Source organism: Methylorubrum extorquens (assembly GCF_024169925.1).
Taxonomy (GTDB): Bacteria; Pseudomonadota; Alphaproteobacteria; order Rhizobiales; family Beijerinckiaceae; genus Methylobacterium; species Methylobacterium extorquens_A.
Genome location: NZ_JALJXF010000001.1, coordinates 232,206 through 250,486, shown reverse-complemented (window position 1 = coordinate 250,486; position 18,281 = coordinate 232,206). Strand labels below are relative to the sequence as shown.

At 68.4% G+C, this 18,281-nt stretch carries 15 protein-coding genes; 5 read left to right on the top strand and 10 right to left on the bottom strand.

Annotation, left to right across the window (positions count from 1 at the left end; all coding sequences use genetic code 11):
• The first annotated feature begins 196 nt into the window (after positions 1 to 196).
• On the top strand, positions 197 to 2,338 hold the full coding sequence (gene flhA, locus J2W78_RS01255) for a flagellar biosynthesis protein FlhA (protein WP_253367311.1): 2,142 nt from the start codon (positions 197 to 199) through the stop codon (positions 2,336 to 2,338).
• A 140-nt stretch (positions 2,339 to 2,478) separates the two neighbouring features.
• Positions 2,479 to 4,155, top strand: a complete 1,677-nt coding sequence (locus J2W78_RS01250; protein ID WP_253367309.1) for a methyl-accepting chemotaxis protein — start codon at positions 2,479 to 2,481, stop codon at positions 4,153 to 4,155.
• A gap of 254 nt (positions 4,156 to 4,409) precedes the next feature.
• Here J2W78_RS01250 and J2W78_RS01245 read toward each other — a convergent pair whose 3' ends face one another.
• The 5 genes from J2W78_RS01245 to fliI all read right to left on the bottom strand — a co-directional run bounded on the left by J2W78_RS01245 (position 4,410) and on the right by fliI (position 8,856).
• A complete protein-coding gene (locus tag J2W78_RS01245; protein ID WP_253367307.1) occupies positions 4,410 to 4,550 on the bottom strand; it encodes a hypothetical protein in 141 nt (46 codons plus the stop codon).
• A gap of 231 nt (positions 4,551 to 4,781) precedes the next feature.
• Entirely contained in the window at positions 4,782 to 5,837 is a 1,056-nt protein-coding gene (locus J2W78_RS01240) for a lysylphosphatidylglycerol synthase domain-containing protein (protein WP_253367304.1), read from the bottom strand.
• Between the two features lie 280 nt (positions 5,838 to 6,117).
• Positions 6,118 to 6,654, bottom strand: coding sequence for a hypothetical protein (locus J2W78_RS01235; protein ID WP_253367303.1), 537 nt, complete (start codon positions 6,652 to 6,654; stop codon positions 6,118 to 6,120).
• A gap of 346 nt (positions 6,655 to 7,000) precedes the next feature.
• Positions 7,001 to 7,405 (bottom strand): flagellar export protein FliJ, encoded by a 405-nt coding sequence (fliJ, locus tag J2W78_RS01230; protein WP_003599595.1) that lies wholly within the window; start codon positions 7,403 to 7,405, stop codon positions 7,001 to 7,003.
• Positions 7,406 to 7,500: 95 nt separating this feature from the next.
• Entirely contained in the window at positions 7,501 to 8,856 is a 1,356-nt protein-coding gene (fliI, locus tag J2W78_RS01225; RefSeq protein ID WP_253367302.1) for a flagellar protein export ATPase FliI, read from the bottom strand.
• Between the two features lie 438 nt (positions 8,857 to 9,294).
• On the opposite strand from fliI, the gene ctrA reads away from it, so the two are divergent.
• The gene (gene ctrA / locus J2W78_RS01220) at positions 9,295 to 9,996 is read left to right on the top strand and encodes a response regulator transcription factor CtrA (protein WP_003599593.1); all 702 of its coding nucleotides are present in this window, start codon (positions 9,295 to 9,297) and stop codon (positions 9,994 to 9,996) included.
• Positions 9,997 to 10,066: 70 nt separating this feature from the next.
• On the opposite strand, the gene J2W78_RS01215 is transcribed toward ctrA, so the two are convergent.
• From J2W78_RS01215 to J2W78_RS01205, 3 genes are read right to left on the bottom strand one after another with little or no spacing between them, the layout of a single operon-like run.
• Complete coding sequence (locus J2W78_RS01215; RefSeq protein WP_253367297.1) at positions 10,067 to 10,348, bottom strand: hypothetical protein; 282 nt, start codon at positions 10,346 to 10,348, stop codon at positions 10,067 to 10,069.
• Positions 10,349 to 10,386: 38 nt separating this feature from the next.
• Complete coding sequence (locus J2W78_RS01210) at positions 10,387 to 10,638, bottom strand: DUF3297 family protein (protein ID WP_253367295.1); 252 nt, start codon at positions 10,636 to 10,638, stop codon at positions 10,387 to 10,389.
• A gap of 33 nt (positions 10,639 to 10,671) precedes the next feature.
• Positions 10,672 to 11,298: a CatB-related O-acetyltransferase gene (locus J2W78_RS01205; protein WP_253367293.1), complete on the bottom strand. Its 627-nt coding sequence runs from the start codon at positions 11,296 to 11,298 to the stop codon at positions 10,672 to 10,674.
• A 75-nt stretch (positions 11,299 to 11,373) separates the two neighbouring features.
• On the opposite strand from J2W78_RS01205, the gene J2W78_RS01200 reads away from it, so the two are divergent.
• Both J2W78_RS01200 and J2W78_RS01195 read left to right on the top strand, forming a co-directional pair.
• Positions 11,374 to 13,707, top strand: coding sequence for an NADP-dependent malic enzyme (locus tag J2W78_RS01200; RefSeq protein WP_253367291.1), 2,334 nt, complete (start codon positions 11,374 to 11,376; stop codon positions 13,705 to 13,707).
• 63 nt (positions 13,708 to 13,770) lie between these two features.
• Entirely contained in the window at positions 13,771 to 15,210 is a 1,440-nt protein-coding gene (locus J2W78_RS01195; protein WP_253367289.1) for an acetamidase/formamidase family protein, read from the top strand.
• Between the two features lie 114 nt (positions 15,211 to 15,324).
• Here the strand turns inward: J2W78_RS01195 and J2W78_RS01190 are convergent, their stop codons facing one another.
• Positions 15,325 to 16,209, bottom strand: coding sequence for a hypothetical protein (locus J2W78_RS01190; RefSeq protein WP_253367287.1), 885 nt, complete (start codon positions 16,207 to 16,209; stop codon positions 15,325 to 15,327).
• A complete protein-coding gene (locus tag J2W78_RS01185) occupies positions 16,206 to 18,281 on the bottom strand; it encodes a glycosyltransferase (RefSeq protein ID WP_253367285.1) in 2,076 nt (691 codons plus the stop codon). The genes J2W78_RS01190 and J2W78_RS01185 overlap by 4 nt, the downstream gene beginning before the upstream one ends.

Genomic DNA, 18,281 nt, shown 5'->3' with positions numbered 1-18,281 from the left:
GAGGCTCGTCCGCAGGCTCGCGGCCGTTCACCGGGCCGGTTGCCGGACCAAGCCCCGGCCACCGGTCGAGGTTCCGTCTCGAGGCCGGCGTTGTTGGGGTCGGCGTTAACGCATCGCTAACCCTGCACCCGGCAAATCCTGCCGGGTGCGGTCCTGCGGTTAGGCCCGCGCGATTCGTCTTCGGGGATTCGGCGCGATGAGCGAGACGGCCAGGGCCGTTCCAGCGGGAGCAGGCGGGCTCGGCGGCCTGTCCTCCCTGCGCATGCCGAACCGGGCGAGCTTCCAGGCGCTGTCCAAACGCTCGGACCTGTTCTTCGCCACCGCGGTGATGGGCATCCTCGTGGTGCTGATCTTCCCGCTGCCGGCCTTCCTGCTCGACCTGCTGCTCGCGGTCTCGATCATCATCTCGGTGCTGATCATGATGACAGGGCTGTTCATCGACAATCCGCTCGAATTCACCGTCTTCCCGACGCTGCTGCTGGTCGCGACACTGCTACGGCTCGCGCTCAACCTCGCCTCGACCCGGCTGATCCTCGGCCATGGCCACGAGGGCACGGCGGCGGCGGGCCACGTCATCGAGGCCTTCGGGCATTTCGTGATGGGCGGCAACTTCGTGATCGGGATCATCGTCTTCGCGATCCTGATCATCGTGAACTTCGTCGTCATCACCAAGGGCTCGGGCCGTATCGCCGAGGTGGCCGCGCGCTTCACCCTCGACGCCATGCCCGGCAAGCAGATGGCGATCGACGCCGACCTCTCGGCCGGGCTGATCGACGAGAAGGTGGCCAAGGCCCGCCGCTCGGCGCTCGAAGAGGAATCCTCGTTCTTCGGAGCCATGGACGGTGCCTCGAAGTTCGTGCGCGGCGACGCGGTGGCCGCACTCCTCATCACCGGCATCAACGTGGTCGGCGGCATCATCATCGGTGTCGCCCAGAACGGGCTCGGCTTCGCCGAAGCCGCCAAGACCTACACCCTGCTCACCATCGGTGACGGGCTCGCTTCGCAGGTGCCGGCGCTGATCGTCTCGACCGCGGCCGGCATCCTCGTCTCGAAGGCCGGCGTGAAAGGCTCGGCGGACAAGGCGCTCGGCAAGCAGATGGCGAACTACCCCAAAGCCCTCGGCATGTCGGCGGGCGTCATGATCCTGATCGCCCTCCTGCCCGGCATGCCGATGCTGCCCTTCCTCGCGCTCGGCGGCGCCTCCGGCTACGCGGCGTGGCGCATCGCCAAGACCCAACGCGAAAACCCGCCCGCGCCGGCCGAGGGCACGCCCGGCGCCGCTGCCCCCGGCGCAGCGCCCGCGGAGGAGACCGTCACCGATCTCCTGAAGCTCGACGACCTCAAGCTGGAGATGGGCTACGCGCTCCTCGCTCTCGTCAACGGCGAGGGCCAGGACCGGCTCACCGACCAGATCAAGGCCCTGCGCCGCCAGCTCGCGGCGGAACTCGGCATCGTCATGCCCTCGGTGCGCATCCTCGATAACGTGAGCCTGGAGGCCAACACCTACGTGGTGCGGGTGAAGGAGATCGAGGCCGGCACCGGCCAGGTCTTCCCCGGCCAGTTCATGGCGATGGACCCCATGGGCGGTCAGGTGCAGCTGCCCGGCCAGCATCTCTTGGAGCCGACCTTCGGTCTGCCCGCGACCTGGGTCGATGCCGGCCTGCGGGATCAGGCACAGCTCAAGGGCTACACCGTGGTCGATGCGGCCACCGTGATCTCGACCCACCTGACCGAACTCATCAAGGCCCACGTCTCGGAACTCCTGAACCACGTCGAGGTGCAGAAGCTGCTGCGCGAACTGCCCAAGGAGCACACCGAACTCCTCAAGGAAGTGGTGCCGTCGCAGATCGCCACCACCGGCATCCAGCGCGTGCTGCAACTGCTGCTCGCCGAGCGGGTCTCGGTGCGCGACCTCGGCTCCATCGTCGAGGGCATCGCCGAGGTCGCCGGCCATGTGAAGAACCCGCGCGACATCGTCGAGCATGTCCGCGCCCGCCTCGGCCGGCAGATCTGCGCCCAGTATCAGGGCCCGGACGGGACGCTGCCGATCATCACCCTGTCACCCGCCTGGGAGCAGGCCTTCCTCGAATCAATCGTCGGCGAGCGCGAGGAGCGCTACCTCGCGATGCAGCCCTCGAAGCTCACGGAATTCGTCAACACGGTGCGCGACCGCTTCGAGCAGGCGGCCCGGATGGGCGAGATGCCGGTGCTCGTCACCTCCGTGCAGGCCCGGCCGTTCGTGCGCTCGATCATCGAGCGCTTCCGCCGCGAGACCCCGGTGATGAGCCAAGCGGAGATCCATTCCCGTGCGCGGCTGCGGACGGTGGGATCGGTGTAACGGCCTGACGCCCGGTCCAATGTCCGTCGCCGTCACCATTGGCGCAGGCAGGTTTCGGGGATCGTTAACATCGGTCCATTACCAACCCAACGTTGCCCCGCGAGGAAAAGCCGAACTCGGGGCCGTTCGGGGGTGTGCCGATGCTTCGCTTTGATATTCCGAGAAAGCTCTATGCCCTGGTGGTGCTGTCGGCCCTGAGTCTCGTGGCGATCGGCACGGTCGCCCTGAGCTATCAATACGACGCGATGTACACTCAGCGCGTGAACCGCCTCAACCTGATGACGGAATCGGCCGTCAACCTGATCGACCACCATCGCCAGCGTGTCGAGAAAGGCGAGATGACGGAGGCTGCGGCCCGAGCCGCCGCCTATGCCGCCGTCACATCGATGCGGCACGGCAAGGACGGCTACTTCTTCGTCTACGACCGCGACATCAACGTCGTCGCCCATGCGACGTCGAAGCTCATCGGCCAGAGCTTCCGCGACCTGAAGGACACGACCGGCTTCGCCTTCATCGCCGACGTATTGCCGCGCGCCGTGCGCGATGGGGTCGCCTCCATCGTCTACACGTGGAAGCGCACGCCGGACGCCGAGGCGACGCCGAAACTCGGCGTGTTCCGGTTCTACGCGCCGTGGGGGCTCTACATCGGCACCGGCGTCCATATCGACGACCTGAAGGCGACGCTGTGGGAGCAGATCGAACGCCTCGGCGTCATCGCACTCGGCATCCTCCTCGTCCTCGGCGCGGTTTCCTGGGCGATCATCCGCTCGATCGTGCGCCCGATGAACGCGCTGCAGGCGACAATGGGCCGGCTCGCCGAGGGCCGTACCGACATCGCCCTGCCCGAGGCCGAGCGGAACGACGAGGTGGGCGCGATGGCGCGCGCCGTGGCGGTGTTCCGCGACAACGCCGTCGAGCGCGAACGGCTGCAGGGCGCCCAGGATGCCGATCAGGCGCTGAAGATGGAGCGTGGGGAGCGGCTCAATGCCCTGATCCAGGGTTTCGAGGGCACGATCACCGGCATCGTCACCACCATCGGCGGGGCCGCCTCGCAGCTGCAATCGACCGCGCAGGGCCTCGCCGGCACCGCGAACCAGACGGCCGAACAATCGACCGCCGTCGCCGCGGCCGCCGAGGAGGCGACCACGAACGTCAACACCGTGGCCGCCGCCGCCGAGGAACTCGGCACCTCCGTCCAGGAGATCGGCCGGCAGGTGGACGGGTCGGCCGCCCTCTCCCGCACCGCCGTGGACGAGGCCGGCCAGACCGGGCAGCTCGTCCAGGATCTGAGCGAGGCCGCCGCCCGCATCGGCGACGTCGTGGCGATGATCTCCGACATCGCCGGCCAGACCAATCTGCTGGCCCTCAACGCGACGATCGAGGCGGCGCGCGCCGGTGAAGCGGGCCGCGGCTTCGCCGTGGTGGCGGCGGAGGTGAAGGAGTTGGCAAGCCAGACGGCGCGGGCGACGACGGACATCTCAGAGCAGATCGCCCGCATCCAGCGCTCCACCGATACGGCCGTGAGCGCGATCGGCGACATCACCGGGCGAATCCGCGAGATCAGCAGCGTCTCCACCTCGATCGCGGCGGCGGTCGAGGAGCAGAGCGCGGCGACCCAGGAGATCGTCCGCAACGTGGCCCAGGCCGCGACGGGCACCAGCGAGGTCACGCACAACATCACCGGCGTCGCCCGCGCCTCGGAGGAGACCGGGACGGCCGCCGCACAGGTGCTCGGCGCCGCCTCGGAGCTGTCGCAGCAATCCGATCACCTGCGGGCCGAGGTCCGGCGCTTCCTGGCGACGGTGCGGGCCGCCTGAAGCCTGACGCGCTCGCCGACGGCCCTACGAAAAGAGCCGAGCCGACCCCGATAAGGTCGGCTCGGCTTTTCGATTCATGCGCGCGGTCCCCTCGGAGAGCCGGCATCGCCAGGGGGCAGGTAACCGCCTCGGCTCCGTGAGCATCGTCCTGGATACCGGATCCAGGACGATGCTCCAGCCTTTTGATTTTGCATCATCTTTTCCTGAAAAGCCGGAAGCCACCTTTCGGGATGATGCGCTAGGCCGGCCGCCGGTCAGGCATGCCCCTCGATGGCGCGCAGGACGGCGACCATCTGGTCGGCCTGCGAGCGGGTGAGCCCTTTGCTGATGATCGTGCCGTCCCGGCAGATCGAACAGGTGCCGTCTTCGGCGACCCGAATCTTGATCGAAGCCATGATACCCATCCGGAGCCGGAACGGCTCCTCATTCCGTCGAAGCTTAACCGTTCCTGAAAGGCCCGCAACCCTGCGCGTCCCACTCATCCACGGAAGCGGTGTGAGGTAAGGATCGGCGATCCTGCCGTCACTGCGACGAAATGTACTCGAAATCCAAAGCCAGTGACCCGAAACGCAACCGGCGGCTCGCTCCATGGAGCGGCCGCCGGCAGACGTTTCAAAGGTGGTGGATCAGACCGCCTTCTTCTCGAGCCGACGCTCGATCACATGGTTGTCGAGGCCCGGCGCGACGAGCGGCGGCTCCGGCGCGGCCTTGCCGTCCTTGCTGCCGAGCGCGTTCGTGAGGCGGGAGCGCTCGAACAGCAGCACCACGACGATGGCCACGGCGAAGGGGATGATCAGGTAGAACAGGCGGAAGATCAGGACCGCGGCGAGAACCGGCGCTTTCTCGGCATCGGTCTGAAGCTGCATGGCGGTGAAGAACACGAGCTCGAACACGCCGAGGCCGCCCGGCGCGTGCGAGGCGAGCGCGACGGAGAACGAGGCGAGGAAGATACCGAGCACCGGGATGAAGCCGGGGTTCAGGGCATCCGGCAGGGCGAAGTAGATGATGCCGGCGGCACCCAGCAGCTCCAGCGGCGCCGCGATGAGCTGGCGCACCATGATTCCGGGCCGCGGATACTCGATTTTGAAGTTGCGGATCGTCAGCGGGCGGAAGCGCAGCACCGAGCCGAGGACGTAGAGCGCGACGAAACCGAGCAGACCGAAGCCGACCAGCCGCGAGGTCGCAGGATTGGTCAACACCGCCGGCAGCAGGTTGTCGAGCCGCGCGAGGAGGTTCGGATCGTAGACCAGCACGAAGCCGCCGAGCAGGATCGTGCCGAGACCGAAGGTGAAGGAGCACAGGGCTACCAACACCGCGACCTGCGCCGCCGAGAGGCCTTTCGAGGTGTAGGCCCGGTAGCGCACTAGGGCGCCGGAGAAGACCGAGGCGCCGATGTTGTGCGAGAGGGCGTAGGTCGTGAACGAGCACAGCGATACGAACAGCCACGAGATGTGGCGCACACCCAGATGCAGCAGCGCAATCCGGTCGTACCAAGCGAGCGCGGCGTAGGCGACGAGGGTGGAGAGGGCGGCCAGCAGGAAGTGATGGAGCGGGATGGCAGCAAACGCCGCTTCGATGCTCGCCCAGGAGAGGGTCTTCAACTGTCCCCAGAGCAGGTAGCAGGACACCGCCACTGCGGCGAGGCCGATCAAGCCCCAGAAGACTTCACTGATTTTTTTCATGGATGTCCGCCGCCTCTCTCGGGAGCGGTCTCTCCTGCGCCACGACCGCGCGCATCGCAAGCGGGACTGGGCGACCGTCTCGATGGGGCCGGCTCTTGCCGTTAGATCATGACGCTTTCATGCCGAACAACGCGGCCCTGACCGATTCGGCGGGGCTGGCGTGCATCGTATCCAGTGCGGCTCGAGCGGTCGGGAATGGCCCCTCGATGGACGCGGCGATCGATCTGGCAGGAAAGCACGGCTCGGCGGGGAGCCGTGCGGATCGGGCTCGCCCCCTGCCCTACCGCGAAGGCGTGACCTGATCGATATAGGCCGCGTTGGATCCTCTCGAGGGCGGAGGGCTCACCCGTTCGCGGCGACCGGAGGATCGACCCCTGATCGACCCCGGGATCGGGCCTGCGGCGTCGAGCAGCTCCTCGTCCGTGATCAGGCCCGGGCGACGCGTGCTGGTGCGAGGCCCCGGTCCCAAACGCTGTCCCTCGTAGAGGTTGATACAATCGCGCAGGGCAATCGGGTCTCGAATGAAGGTGCAGTCATTCACATTCGGAACAGGCGCCGCCCCGTTCGGAGTGACGAGGTTCTGCGCTACCACGGCCGGCGATGCGGATGTCGGCCCGAGCGTATCGACCCGATAGGCGATGCCGTCCGGCGTGACGGTGTTTCGCGCCGTCGCAACGGATGGCGCGGCATCCCAATCCCACGCGATCGTCCGAGACCCGCTTCCATCCAGTGGGATGACGCGCTGCGCAAAGGCGGCGGAGGGGATGAGGCCGGCGACACAGACCGCGAGCAGGACCTTGGTTCCAGACTGCAGCATGTCGCACCTATGCAGGAGCGGCGCGCGCCAGAATGCGGTTCGCTGCCGACTACATCGGTAAAAACTTCGTTTCCTATTCGGGGTTCCCGCCCAGGCCGACAGGCCGGCACCGGCTGTCATCCGGGCCCGCCCGACAGGATCGTGGCATGCGGTTCCTAAGGGGTGACAGCGGGGAACCGTGGACGCGCCCGCATCACCGGCCTCGTGCCGCCGAGGCGCTCGACAATCCTGCCGACAGCCGTCTCCGACCCGATGGCATCAGGCCGGCGCCTCTCGGTCCTTGTTGACGCGCTTTCCCTCGACGAACCGGCACACTTCGTCGGAATGCGCCTGAGGATCTCGCCTCTCAGGCCCGAGCCCGAAGTCCGATCGCGTCCATCTCGGCCTGCTCGCGGGCGGCTTCGGCCGCACGCTCGGCGGAGCGCTCGCGATCCTCCAGGATCTCGACCTTCTTCAGTTCCTCGAACGCCTCGCCGAGCTCTGCCTTGGCCTCGGCGAGCTGCCCCTCGAGGGCGGCGGCCGACTGGCGCATGTTGTCCCGGCGGCCGGTGGCGGCGCGGGCATAGGTCGGATAGGCGAAATGGGCCGGATCGGAGATCCCGGCACGGGCCTCCTCCTGCGAGACTTCCCGGTCGAGTTCGGCCGCCATGCGGTTGAAGTCGGCCATCATCATCTCGATCTGCGCCACCCTGCGGCGCTTCTCATCCACCTGGAACCGACGCAACCGGATCAGCGTGTCACGCGATTTCATGTCGGGCCATCCACTCCACGCTACGCCGGGACGCAACCCGATCGGCGCGGGCGGTCCACACGGACCGTTATCCCGACGCGCTCCTCGAAGCCGCCTCACGCACCGCCGACAATGGCGGCCAACCGGTCGTAACCCTCGCCGATGGAGGTTGCTTCTTCCTTACCCTGCCCCAGAAAAGCCGTCAGATCGGGCATGAGAGCGACCGCCTCATCCACCTCCGGCGACGAGCCGGCGCGATAGGCTCCGAGCCGGATCAACTCTTCCATGTCGGCATAGGTCGCCAGCACCTTTCGCGCACGGCGGACGGTGGGAAGATGGGCCGGGTCGCAGGCTCGCGGCATGGTGCGCGAGACCGAGCGCAGCACGTTGATCGCCGGGTAGCGCCCCTGCTCGGCGATCCGCCGCTCCATGACGATGTGCCCGTCGAGGATGCCGCGCACCGCATCCGCCACCGGCTCGTTGTGGTCGTCGCCCTCCACCAGCACGGTGAACAGGCCGGAGATCGCCCCCTCCCCCACGCCCGGCCCGGCCCGTTCGAGCAGGCGCGGCAGTTCGGAGAAGACGGTGGGCGTGTAGCCCTTGGCCGTCGGCGGCTCGCCGCCGGCCAGTCCGATGTCGCGCTGGGCCATGGCGAAGCGGGTGATCGAATCGATCATGCACAGAACCTGTGCGCCCTGATCGCGAAAGTACTCGGCCACCGCCAGGGTCACGTAGGCGGCGTTGCGGCGCATCAGCACCGGCTCGTCCGAGGTCGCCACCACCACAACCGAACGGGCGAGCCCCGCCGCGCCGAGGTCGTCCTGGAGAAACTCCTGCACCTCGCGCCCGCGCTCGCCGACGAGGCCGATCACCGCCACGTCGGCGGCGGTGTAGCGGGCCAGCATCGACAGCAGCACCGACTTGCCGACCCCGGAGCCGGCGAAGATGCCCATGCGCTGCCCGCGGCACATGGTGAGGAAGGTGTTGATGCAGCGAACCCCGAGATCGAGCGGCGGCCCGACGCGCCGTCGTCCGTGCGCGGGAGGCGGATCGGCCCGCAGGGGATAGATTGCGGGCCCCTGCGCGAGAGGGCCGAGGCCGTCGATGGGCCGCCCGAGGGCATCGACGGTGCGGCCGAGCCAGGCGGCGGAGGGGCGGATCGCGCCGGCCGCCTCGTCGCGCACCAGGGCCGGGCAGCCGCGGCGCACGCCTTCGAGGGAGCCGAACGGCATGGCGAGCGCCCGGTCGCCGGCAAAGCCGATCACCTCGCACGGCACCGTCGAGGCCGCGACCCCGGCGCCTTCCACCAACACGTCGATGCGCCCGCCAAGCCGCATCGCGGAGACTGGCCCGGCCACCTCGACCAGAAGGCCGCGGATCGCCGTCACCCGTCCGAAGGTCTCCAGGGTCTCGACGGTCGAGAGCGCGGCGAGCGCCGCCGCCAGCCCCCCGGAGCCGCGCTCCTGCGTCATGTGCTCCGACCCCGTTAACCGCGTCCCGCCACCGAACCGGCCGATGTCTTAACACCGCCGGACCGCTCGCCAAGGCTCCCGGCCGGCTGACCGGATGGCGATGCCGCCGCTCGCGGGAATGGGAACGGCGACGAATGGCCTTCGTCACCTTTCCGCAACAGAAGGGCCAACCTCAGACAAATGAAGGGGTTAGCGGGGGAGGCTCACTCTCGGCTTCGGGAGAGCGCGCACCGCTGGAGAACAGATCGCCAACGATAGGGAGAATCGCTGCCGGACTCGAAAGAGACAGTGCTTGCAAGCGGGATTCGGGTTTTGTTAACGGTTAAGGAATAGCGTTTCGAAAGTGGGAATGAGGGAGCGTCCGCCGTGGCCGTCGGCGGACGACCGGCGGCGGCTTGTCTCAAGCGCCCCGAAACGGCTTGTCCGGTGGGGATCACGATGCGCGTACTTCTGATCGAGGACGACAGCGCCACGGCGCAGAGCATCGAATTGATGCTCAAGTCCGAGAACTTTAACACCTACACGACCGACCTCGGCGAAGAGGGTGTCGATCTCGGCAAACTCTACGATTACGACATCATCCTTTTGGATCTGAACCTGCCCGACATGTCGGGCTACGAGGTGCTGCGCTCGTTGCGTGTCGCCAAGGTGAAGACCCCGATCCTGATCCTGTCGGGCATGGCCGGCATCGAGGACAAGGTGAAGGGCCTCGGCTTCGGCGCCGACGACTACCTCACCAAACCCTTCCACAAGGACGAACTGGTGGCGCGCATCCACGCCATCGTCCGCCGCTCGAAGGGCCATGCTCAGTCGGTCATCACCACCGGCGACCTGATCGTGAACCTCGATCAGAAGACCGTCGAGGTCTCGGGCTCGCGGGTCCACCTCACCGGCAAGGAGTACCAGATGCTGGAACTCCTCAGCTTGCGGAAGGGCACCACGCTGACCAAGGAGATGTTCCTCAACCATCTCTACGGCGGCATGGACGAGCCGGAGCTGAAGATCATCGACGTGTTCATCTGTAAGCTGCGCAAGAAGCTGGCGAACGCTTCTGCCGGCAAGAACTACATCGAGACCGTGTGGGGCCGTGGCTACGTGCTGCGCGAGCCGGTCGAGGGTGAAGACCGCATGGCGGTCTGAGATCTATGGCGGTCTGAGATCTGTCGCCGGAACCGTACCGACGAACCCCGCTCCGGCGGGGTTCTTTCGTTCAGGGTCCGGCGATCCGCGGGCCGAGGGCCTGAACGAGGGATCGGGCGTTGCGGGAGGCGGTCGCCGCGTCGGCCGCCAGCGAGCGGATCGTCGGCAGGTCGCTCTCGCACGCGGTACAGAGAAGCGTCAGCCGATCCGTCTCGGCCCGCCCCGAGAAGCGACCGCCCGGCGCGGCCTTCGCCTCGGCAGCGAGCGTGCCGAGATCGCGGACAGCGAATCCTTCGGCGAAAGCCGGCAGGGGCGCGAGGCCGAGAAAGACGGCAACGGCCCGTCGCCGCATGCGCCCCCTTCCCCCGCGACCGCGAACGAACCGCCGAATCAGGCCTCGGCCGGCTCCTCGCGGAAATACGGCTCGACGGCACCCTTGAGCTTGACCGTCATCGGATTGCCGGCCCGGTCGAGTGCCTTGCCGGCCGAGAGCCGCACCCAGCCTTCGCTGACGCAGTACTCCTCGACATTGGTCTTCTCGGCACCCTTGAAGCGGATGCCGACGCCGCGGGCGAGGACCGCCTCGTCGTAATGGGGGCTGTTCGGATTGACCGAGAGGCGGTCGGGGGGCGTTTCGGACATGGATGGTGCGTTCCTGGAAATCGTGCCGGCCGGTTACGGCAATCGCGGCGCGCCCGCAACGGCACGCTCGGCCCGCGCCGCATCGATCAACTCCGCCACCCGCCCGCTTTGGAGGAGCGGAATCCACCGCATCACCGTCTCATGCGGAAAATCCCACCACGCCGCCTCGACGAGTGCGGCCGTCGTCGCCTCGTCGAAGCGGCGGCGCACGATCCGCGCCGGGTTGCCGGCGACGACCGCGTAGGGCGGTACATCCCGCGTGACGACGGCATGGGCCGCCACCACCGCGCCAGGCCCGACGGTCACGCCCGACAGAATCATGCAGCCCGATCCGAGCCAGACGTCGTGGCCGATGATCACGCCGCCGCGCGAGGAATGGTAATCCTGGGGTGCGTCCGCTCCCGGCCACAGGCCGGTCATCGCGGCGAACGGATAGGTCGAAACCCAGTCGAGCCGGTGGTCGCCGCCGAGCAGGATCTCGACCCGATCCGCGATGGAACAATACCGGCCGATCGTCAGCCGCTGGCCGGATTCGGGGAAGCGCACCTTCGGTCGGCCGTAAGAGTATGCGCCGATTGAGAAATTCCAGCGCCGGGCCAGCTTTTCCAGATGCAGCCGCGTCTCGTTGTGCGGGTTGCGCCCCCGCCGCAGCCGTTGCAACAGATGCCTCAACAGTGCCCCCCGCGAGAAGAGGGTGCGGGCGCGCAAAAACGAGCGGAAGAGGACGGCATCGCCATGGCCGACAATATGTCCGAGGATCTGAAGTCCGGGGCGCTCGTCTACCACCGACTGCCGAAACCCGGAAAGCTCGAGATCCAGGCCACCAAGCCGCTCGGCAACCAGCGCGATCTGGCCCTCGCCTATTCTCCCGGCGTGGCCGCCGCCTGCATGGCGATCTACGACGACCCGCAGGAGGCCGCCACCCTCACCATCCGCCAGAATCTCGTCGCCGTGCTCTCGAACGGCACGGCCGTGCTCGGCCTCGGCGATATCGGCCCGCTGGCCTCCAAGCCGGTGATGGAGGGCAAGGCGGTCCTGTTCAAGAAGTTCGCCGGCATCGACGTCTTCGACATCGAGGTGGACCAGAAGGACGTCGACAAGCTCGTCGACGTGGTCTGCTCCCTGGAGCCGACCTTCGGCGGCATCAACCTCGAAGACATCAAGGCGCCGGAATGCTTCGAGGTGGAGGAACGGTGCCGGGAGCGGATGAACATCCCGGTCTTCCACGACGACCAGCACGGCACGGCGATCATCGTCGCGGCCGCCGTCCTCAACGCACTCGAACTCGCGGGCAAGCAGCTCTCGGACGCCAAGATCGTCACCTCGGGTGCGGGTGCTGCGGCCCTGGCCTGCCTCAACCTCTTGGTCTCGCTCGGCGCGACCCGTGAAAACATCACCGTCACCGACATCAAGGGCGTGGTCTACAAGGGCCGCGCCGAGCTGATGGACCGCTGGAAGGACGTCTACGCGCAGGAGACCGAAGCGCGGACGCTCGCCGAGGTGATCCCCGGCGCCGACGTGTTCATCGGCCTCTCGGCGGGCGGGGTGCTCAAGCCCGAATATCTCGAGAAGATGGCCGAGAAGCCGCTCATCATGGCGCTCGCCAACCCCTATCCGGAGATCATGCCGGACTTGGCCGAGCAGGCGCGGCCGGACGCGATGATCTGCACGGGGCGCTCGGACTTCCCCAACCAGGTCAACAACGTCCTCTGCTTCCCCTACATCTTCCGCGGCGCGCTCGATGTCGGCGCCCACAAGATCAACGAGGAGATGAAGAAGGCCGCCGTGAAGGCGATCGCGGCGCTCGCCCGCGAGGCGCCTTCCGACGTGGTGGCCCGCGCCTATGGCGGCGAGGCCCGTCCGTTCGGGCCTCGCTCGCTGATCCCGAGCCCGTTCGATCCGCGCCTGATCCTGCGTATCGCCCCCGCGGTGGCCAAGGCGGCGATGGATTCGGGCGTCGCCGGGCGACCGGTGGAGAACATCGAAGCCTATGCGGAGTCGCTCGACCGCTTCGTGCACCGCTCCGGCTTCATCATGAAGCCGCTCTTCTCCAAGGCGAAGGCCGATCCGAAGCGTGTCATCTACGCCGAGGGCGAGGACGAACGCGTGCTGCGCGCCGCGCAGGCGGTCGTCGAGGACAAGGTGGCCCGGCCGATCCTCGTCGGTCGCCCGCGGGTGATCGAGACCCGCATCAAGCGCTTCGGCCTCGACCTCAAAGCCGGCGAGCATTTCGACCTGATCGATCCCGAGGACGATCCGCGCTACCGGGCCTATGTCGCCAGCTATCTCGAGATCGCCGGGCGGCGCGGCATCACCCCGGATCTCGCGCGGACGCTGGTGCGGACCAACACCACAGTGATCGCGGCCCTCGCGGTGCGCCGCGGCGAGGCCGACGCGCTGATCTGCGGCCTGGAAGGCCGGTTCGAGACGCGCCTGCGGGTCATCCGCGACATCATCGGGCTCTCGCCCGATTCGCTCGATTTCGCCGGCATGAGCCTGATCGTGACGAAGAAGGGTGCCTTCTTCCTCGCCGACACCCATGTCCGCCAGGATCCGAGTGCGGAAGAGATCGCCGACGTCGCCATCGCCTGCGCCAACCATGTCGGCCGCTTCGGTCTCACGCCGAAGATCGCGCTGTTGAGCCACTCCGATTTCGGCCAATCGGATTCCGCCTCGGCGAAGAAGATGCGGCGGGCGCTCGAACTGATCCAGGCGCGCGCGCCCGACGTTCAGGCCGACGGCGAGATGCAGGCGGATTCGGCTCTGTCCGAACTCGTGCGCGACCGGGTGCTGCCGAGTTCGAACTGGAAGGGCGCGGCCAACATCCTCGTCTTCCCGAACCTGGACGCGGCCAACATCGCCTTCCAGTTCGCCAAGGTGCTCGCCGACGCGCTGCCGGTCGGCCCACTGCTGATCGGCCCGGCCAAGCCGGCGCACATCCTCACACCCTCGGTCACCGCTCGCGGCATCGTCAATGTCACCGCCGCGGCGGTGGTGGAGGCGCAGGCCATGGCGCCGCTGCCGGTCGCGCCGGAGGCCGAACCCGGCGTGGGACCGATCTCGGAGTAACGCCCCGAGCTTGGCTGTGATTTTGCATTCAGTTCCGGGCGTTGAACGCGTCCGGAGTCTGCAATGTGCCTTGGTGATGATCCGACCTGTGCCGCCTTCGCCGAACATCGGCTGCGCTACCGGCGCGACATGGAGCCGGAGCGGCGTGCCTTCCTGAAGAGCAGCTTCGTCGCCACCGGAGGCGCTGCGGCACTGGCGGCGGGCGGTCTTTCGCTCGTGAGCCCGGCCCTGGCCCAGAGCAGCGCGCTCCGTCTGAAACAGACCGCCCATTACCACCTGCCGGCCAATGCCGAGACCATCCACTGGGGCTACTTCTCGAAGACCCTCAAACCCCAGGTCGAGATCGAGTCGGGCGACTTCGTCACCATCGAGACCCTGACCCACCACGCCAACGACGACGCCGAGCGGATGGTGACGGGTGATCCCGGCGCCGAGAGCGTGTTCCTCTGGACCAAAGAGAAGAAGGGCGTCGCGCGCCGCGGCGCCGGACCGGAGGATTCCAAGCTCGGTCCCGGCGGCGGGCTCGGCGTCCATATCTGCACCGGCCCGGTTGCGATCCGCGGCGCGGAGCCCGGCGACGTGCTGGAGGTGCGCATTCTCGATGTAGCCCCGCGCCCCTCGGCCAACCCGAAGTTCAAGGGCCGGACCTTCGGCAGCAACGCGGCGGCGTGGTGGGGCTACCACTACAACGACATGCTGGGGGGCAACAAACGCGAGGTGCTCACCATCTACGAGGTCGATGCCTCGGGCGAGCGCGACTGGGCCAAGGCCGTCTACAGCTTCCCCTGGCCGGGCGTGACCGACCCGGACGGCCGCGAGCACCCGACGATCGACTATCCCGGCCTGCCGGTCGATCACACGAAGACAAAGCGCAGCTTCGACGTCTTGAAGGGCATCCGCGTGCCGATCCGGCCGCATTTCGGCACGATGGGCGTGGCGCCGGCCGAGGCGGAAATGGTGAACTCGATCCCGCCGAGCTACACCGGCGGCAACATCGACAACTGGCGCATCGGCAAGGGCGCGACGATGTACTACCCGGTCGCCGTGCCGGGCGCGCTGTTCTCGGTGGGCGATCCCCATGCGAGCCAGGGCGATTCCGAACTCTGCGGCACGGCGATCGAGTGCTCGCTCACCGGTACCTTCCAGTTCGTCCTGCACAAACGGGCCGATCTCGCCGGCACCTCGCTGGAGGCCCTCGACTTCCCGATGATCGAAACCACCGACGATTGGGTGCTCTCGGGCTTCAGCTACCCGAACTACCTCAAGGATCTTGGGGCCGACGCGCAGAACGCGATCTTCCAAAAATCCTCCCTCGACCTCGCCATGCGCGACGCCTTCCGCAAGATGCGCCAGTTCTTGATGCAGGCGAAGGGGCTGACCGAGGACGAGGCGATCTCGCTGATGTCGGTCGCGGTCGATTTCGGCATCACCCAGGTGGTCGATGGCAACTGGGGCGTCCACGCCATCGTCAAGAAGGCGATCTTTTCGGAGCGGACGGTCTGACGGCAGCGCGGGGCCGCGCCTCCCATCCACCGCCCTCATCCTGAGGTGCGCGGATGGAGAAGGGGGGGCTCGTCGCCGGGTTATGACCTTTCGGAACGATGTCCCGAGCGGGGCTCAGACCGCTGGCCACCCCTCCCCTTTCGCCAGCGTCCGCGCGGAAAAATGGCCGCCGGGGAACACGGCCGCCACGCCGGGCCGCTTGAGGCGCAGGTCCCAGGCGCGCACTTCCGCGTAGCGCAGATGCAGCACCCGGCCGTAGCCAGAGCGCGAGACGAAGCAGCGCTCGAAGGCGAGGAGTTGCGTCGGCATCGGCGGGTGCGGGCCGGCGCCTGTGTCGATCTCCAGGGCGAGTGAGGCCTGCGCCCCCGCCTCGAAGGCGCGGAACGCGTCGAGCAGGGCGTCGTACTCGACGCCGTCGACGCAGAGCTGGAGGCAGAAGCGCGGCGCGAAATCCGCGGCGCGGTCGAGCGGGCTGTCGCGCAGCAGCGTCAGGGCGAAGCGCCCGCCCTCGGCCGCCGGCAGGGTGACGCTGTGATCCTCGGCCACGCCGTCGAGCGCCCGCAGGCGGTCGGGCTCGATCGGCGAAGGCGCCGCCTCCCGCCCCTCCGCCCGGCCATCGGTGCGGAAGTGCAGGAGTGGGTTGATCCCCGCCGCGACCACATCGGGATAGCGGGCGAGATAGAGGCTGGTGCTGAAGCCGGGGCTCGGGTCGAGGCCCTGCGCCGCGCCGACCTGCCCGTAGTGGCGCAGGGGGTCGAGCCGGGTCCGGCCGCTCTGCCGGCGATAGAAGGCTGTGTCGAAATCCGCGTTCGGGTTCCGGTCCCGGCGGGCACCGAACCACGCGTAGTGCAGGAACGGGTCAAGGCCGCTGCGTGCCACGCCCGGATTGCGCTCGCGGTAATAGGCGGCATCGAACAGCTTCGGGACGCGGCCGATCACGGCGCGGCGCAGGAGCCCGCTGGCAAGGCCGACGAGGCGGGCGATGGGGGATGCGCTCATGCCACCACCTGCGCCTCGCACAGGGCCCGGATCGCGGCTGTGAAGGCCTCGGTGTCGCAATCCTCGGCGATTTTTTCGCTGCCCTTCGCTCGGACGCCCTCCCACAGGGCGGCGTCCTCGTGCAGCGCCACCAGCGCTTCGGCGAAGGGTGTCGGGTCGCGCCAGTCGCGCACGAGGAAGCCGGCGCCGTCCGCCCAGCCGACCTGATCGGCGAGAATCGGCGTGACGACGCAGGGCAGACCGCGCGCCACCGCCTCGTGGACCTTGTGCGGAATGCCGGCGGCGAAGCGCGTCGGCGCCAGGAACACGCGGGCGGCGTCGAGATAGGGCTCGGTCTGCGGCACGCGGCCGGTGACCTGCACACCCGGCTCACGCGCATAGCGATCCCGGATCTCCGGCGCGATCCCACCGACGATTGTGAGTTGCGCCGCCGGCAACCGCGCACGCACGAGCGGCCAGACGCTCGCAAAAAACCAGTCGAGGGAATCCACGTTGGGCTGCCCCTCGCGGGCGAGCGCGCCGACGAAGACGAGGCCCGCGCGCCCGGCAAAACCCGGCGTCGGCGCCTCGGGCCGGGTCAGGGCGTGGCCGAGCACGGTCGCGTTGCAGGCGCTGTAGCGGGCGAGCACCCGCGCTTCTGCCGGAGAGACGCAGACCACCGCGTCGGCGAGCCCGAACAGGCGCGTCTCGCGCTCGGCCTGCCACGCCAGGTCGGCGGCGATCGCGCTGCCCGCCGTCGCGGCCTCCGTCACGAAGTCGCGCAGCGCGAACAGGGCCTCGGAATCGAAGATCACCTTTGATCGCACGAAGCCGCGCGGATCGAGCCCGGCGGCGTGGAGCGCCTGCGTCACGAACAGGATGTTGTGCGGCCGGCTCACCCAGAGCACGTCGTAATGGTCGCGCCGCTCGGCGATCAGGCGGGCGAACCCCTCGTCGCCGCTGGCGTAAGAAATCTCGATGCGCTCATCGAGGTCGCGGTAGCGCCGCGCCTCCTCCGCATCCGCCTCGTAGTTCGGGAAGAACGTCACCGCGTAGCCGAGCCCCGCCATGGCGTTGAGGATGGCGTTGGCCCGCGGCAGGCCGGCGCCGAGATCGAGATGCGGCACCCGATCATCGACATAGAGCACCCGCAGGCGCCAGGGATCGTGGTCGAGGAGGCCACCTCCCCGCGGCTGCGGCCCCTGCGCGAACAGGCTCTGCCGGTGGCGGTCGAGGAAGCGGGCGCGGTTGCGGTCGAGCAGCACCTCCACGTCCTCGCGGCGGGCGCTGGTGGCGTTCTCGTAGTGGATCGCCGTGGCGCGCGGCTGCACGATGACGCGACGCCCGGCCTGATGGCAGCGCAAGCAGAGGTCGGTGTCCTCGAAATAAGCCGGGGCAAAGAGCGGGTCGAAGCCGCCGAGCGCCTCGAACAGCGCCCGCTCGATCATCAGCACCGCGCCCGAGACGTAGCCGACATCGCGGGTCGCGGCGTGTTCGGGGGCGAAGGGGTCGGCGTTGCCGCGGCCGTGCGGGTGGGTGAGCTGCGCGTCGTCGCGAAAGCCCGCACCGGATTCCTGCAGTACGCCGCCGGGGAAGACGAGGCGGGCGCCGACGATGCCGGTGCCCTCGTGATCGCGGAAGGTCGCGACCATCGCCGCCAGCGCGCCGGGAAGGAGATCGACATCCGGATTGAGGAACAGGATGAACCGTCCCCGCGCCCGCGCCGCGCCGGCATTGCAGGCGGGCCCGAAGCCGGTGTTGGTGGCGTTCTCGATCAGCGTCACCCCGTCGAGATGCGGGTAGAGCGCGCGGGTCTCTGGGGCAGAGGCGTTGTCGACCAGCACGACCTCGAAGGTCACGCCCGCGAGCGCTTGGCTCGCGCAGAGGCGATAGAGGGTGAGCGCCAGGAGGTGGCGGGCATCGCGGGCGACGATGACGATGGAGACGTCCGGATCGGGCTGCGGCGCGAAGGCGAGGCGCACGCCGTTGCGCTGGATCGCCTCGACAATCAGCGCGGCCTCGGCCAGCGCGGCGCGGCGGCCCGTGCCGGGATCGACGGTGTCGAGCAGGGAAACGGCGGGGGTTTCGCTCAT

Bases quoted from the DNA above. Each gene is read 5' to 3' on its own strand.
- J2W78_RS01245 (WP_253367307.1), bottom strand. From the start codon at position 4,550: ATGGCTTCGATCAAGATTCGGGTCGCCGAAGACGGCACCTGTTCGATC.
- J2W78_RS01190 (WP_253367287.1), bottom strand. From the start codon at position 16,209: ATGAGCGCATCCCCCATCGCCCGCCTCGTCGGCCTTGCCAGCGGGCTC.
- J2W78_RS01210 (WP_253367295.1), bottom strand. From the start codon at position 10,638: ATGTCCGAAACGCCCCCCGACCGCCTCTCGGTCAATCCGAACAGCCCC.
- J2W78_RS01195 (WP_253367289.1), top strand. From the start codon at position 13,771: ATGTGCCTTGGTGATGATCCGACCTGTGCCGCCTTCGCCGAACATCGG.
- J2W78_RS01215 (WP_253367297.1), bottom strand. From the start codon at position 10,348: ATGCGGCGACGGGCCGTTGCCGTCTTTCTCGGCCTCGCGCCCCTGCCG.
- J2W78_RS01185 (WP_253367285.1), bottom strand. From the start codon at position 18,281: ATGAGCGAAACCCCCGCCGTTTCCCTGCTCGACACCGTCGATCCCGGC.
- fliJ (WP_003599595.1), bottom strand. From the start codon at position 7,405: ATGAAATCGCGTGACACGCTGATCCGGTTGCGTCGGTTCCAGGTGGAT.
- J2W78_RS01235 (WP_253367303.1), bottom strand. From the start codon at position 6,654: ATGCTGCAGTCTGGAACCAAGGTCCTGCTCGCGGTCTGTGTCGCCGGC.
- flhA (WP_253367311.1), top strand. From the start codon at position 197: ATGAGCGAGACGGCCAGGGCCGTTCCAGCGGGAGCAGGCGGGCTCGGC.
- J2W78_RS01250 (WP_253367309.1), top strand. From the start codon at position 2,479: ATGCTTCGCTTTGATATTCCGAGAAAGCTCTATGCCCTGGTGGTGCTG.
- ctrA (WP_003599593.1), top strand. From the start codon at position 9,295: ATGCGCGTACTTCTGATCGAGGACGACAGCGCCACGGCGCAGAGCATC.
- J2W78_RS01240 (WP_253367304.1), bottom strand. From the start codon at position 5,837: ATGAAAAAAATCAGTGAAGTCTTCTGGGGCTTGATCGGCCTCGCCGCA.
- J2W78_RS01200 (WP_253367291.1), top strand. From the start codon at position 11,374: ATGGCCGACAATATGTCCGAGGATCTGAAGTCCGGGGCGCTCGTCTAC.
- fliI (WP_253367302.1), bottom strand. From the start codon at position 8,856: ATGACGCAGGAGCGCGGCTCCGGGGGGCTGGCGGCGGCGCTCGCCGCG.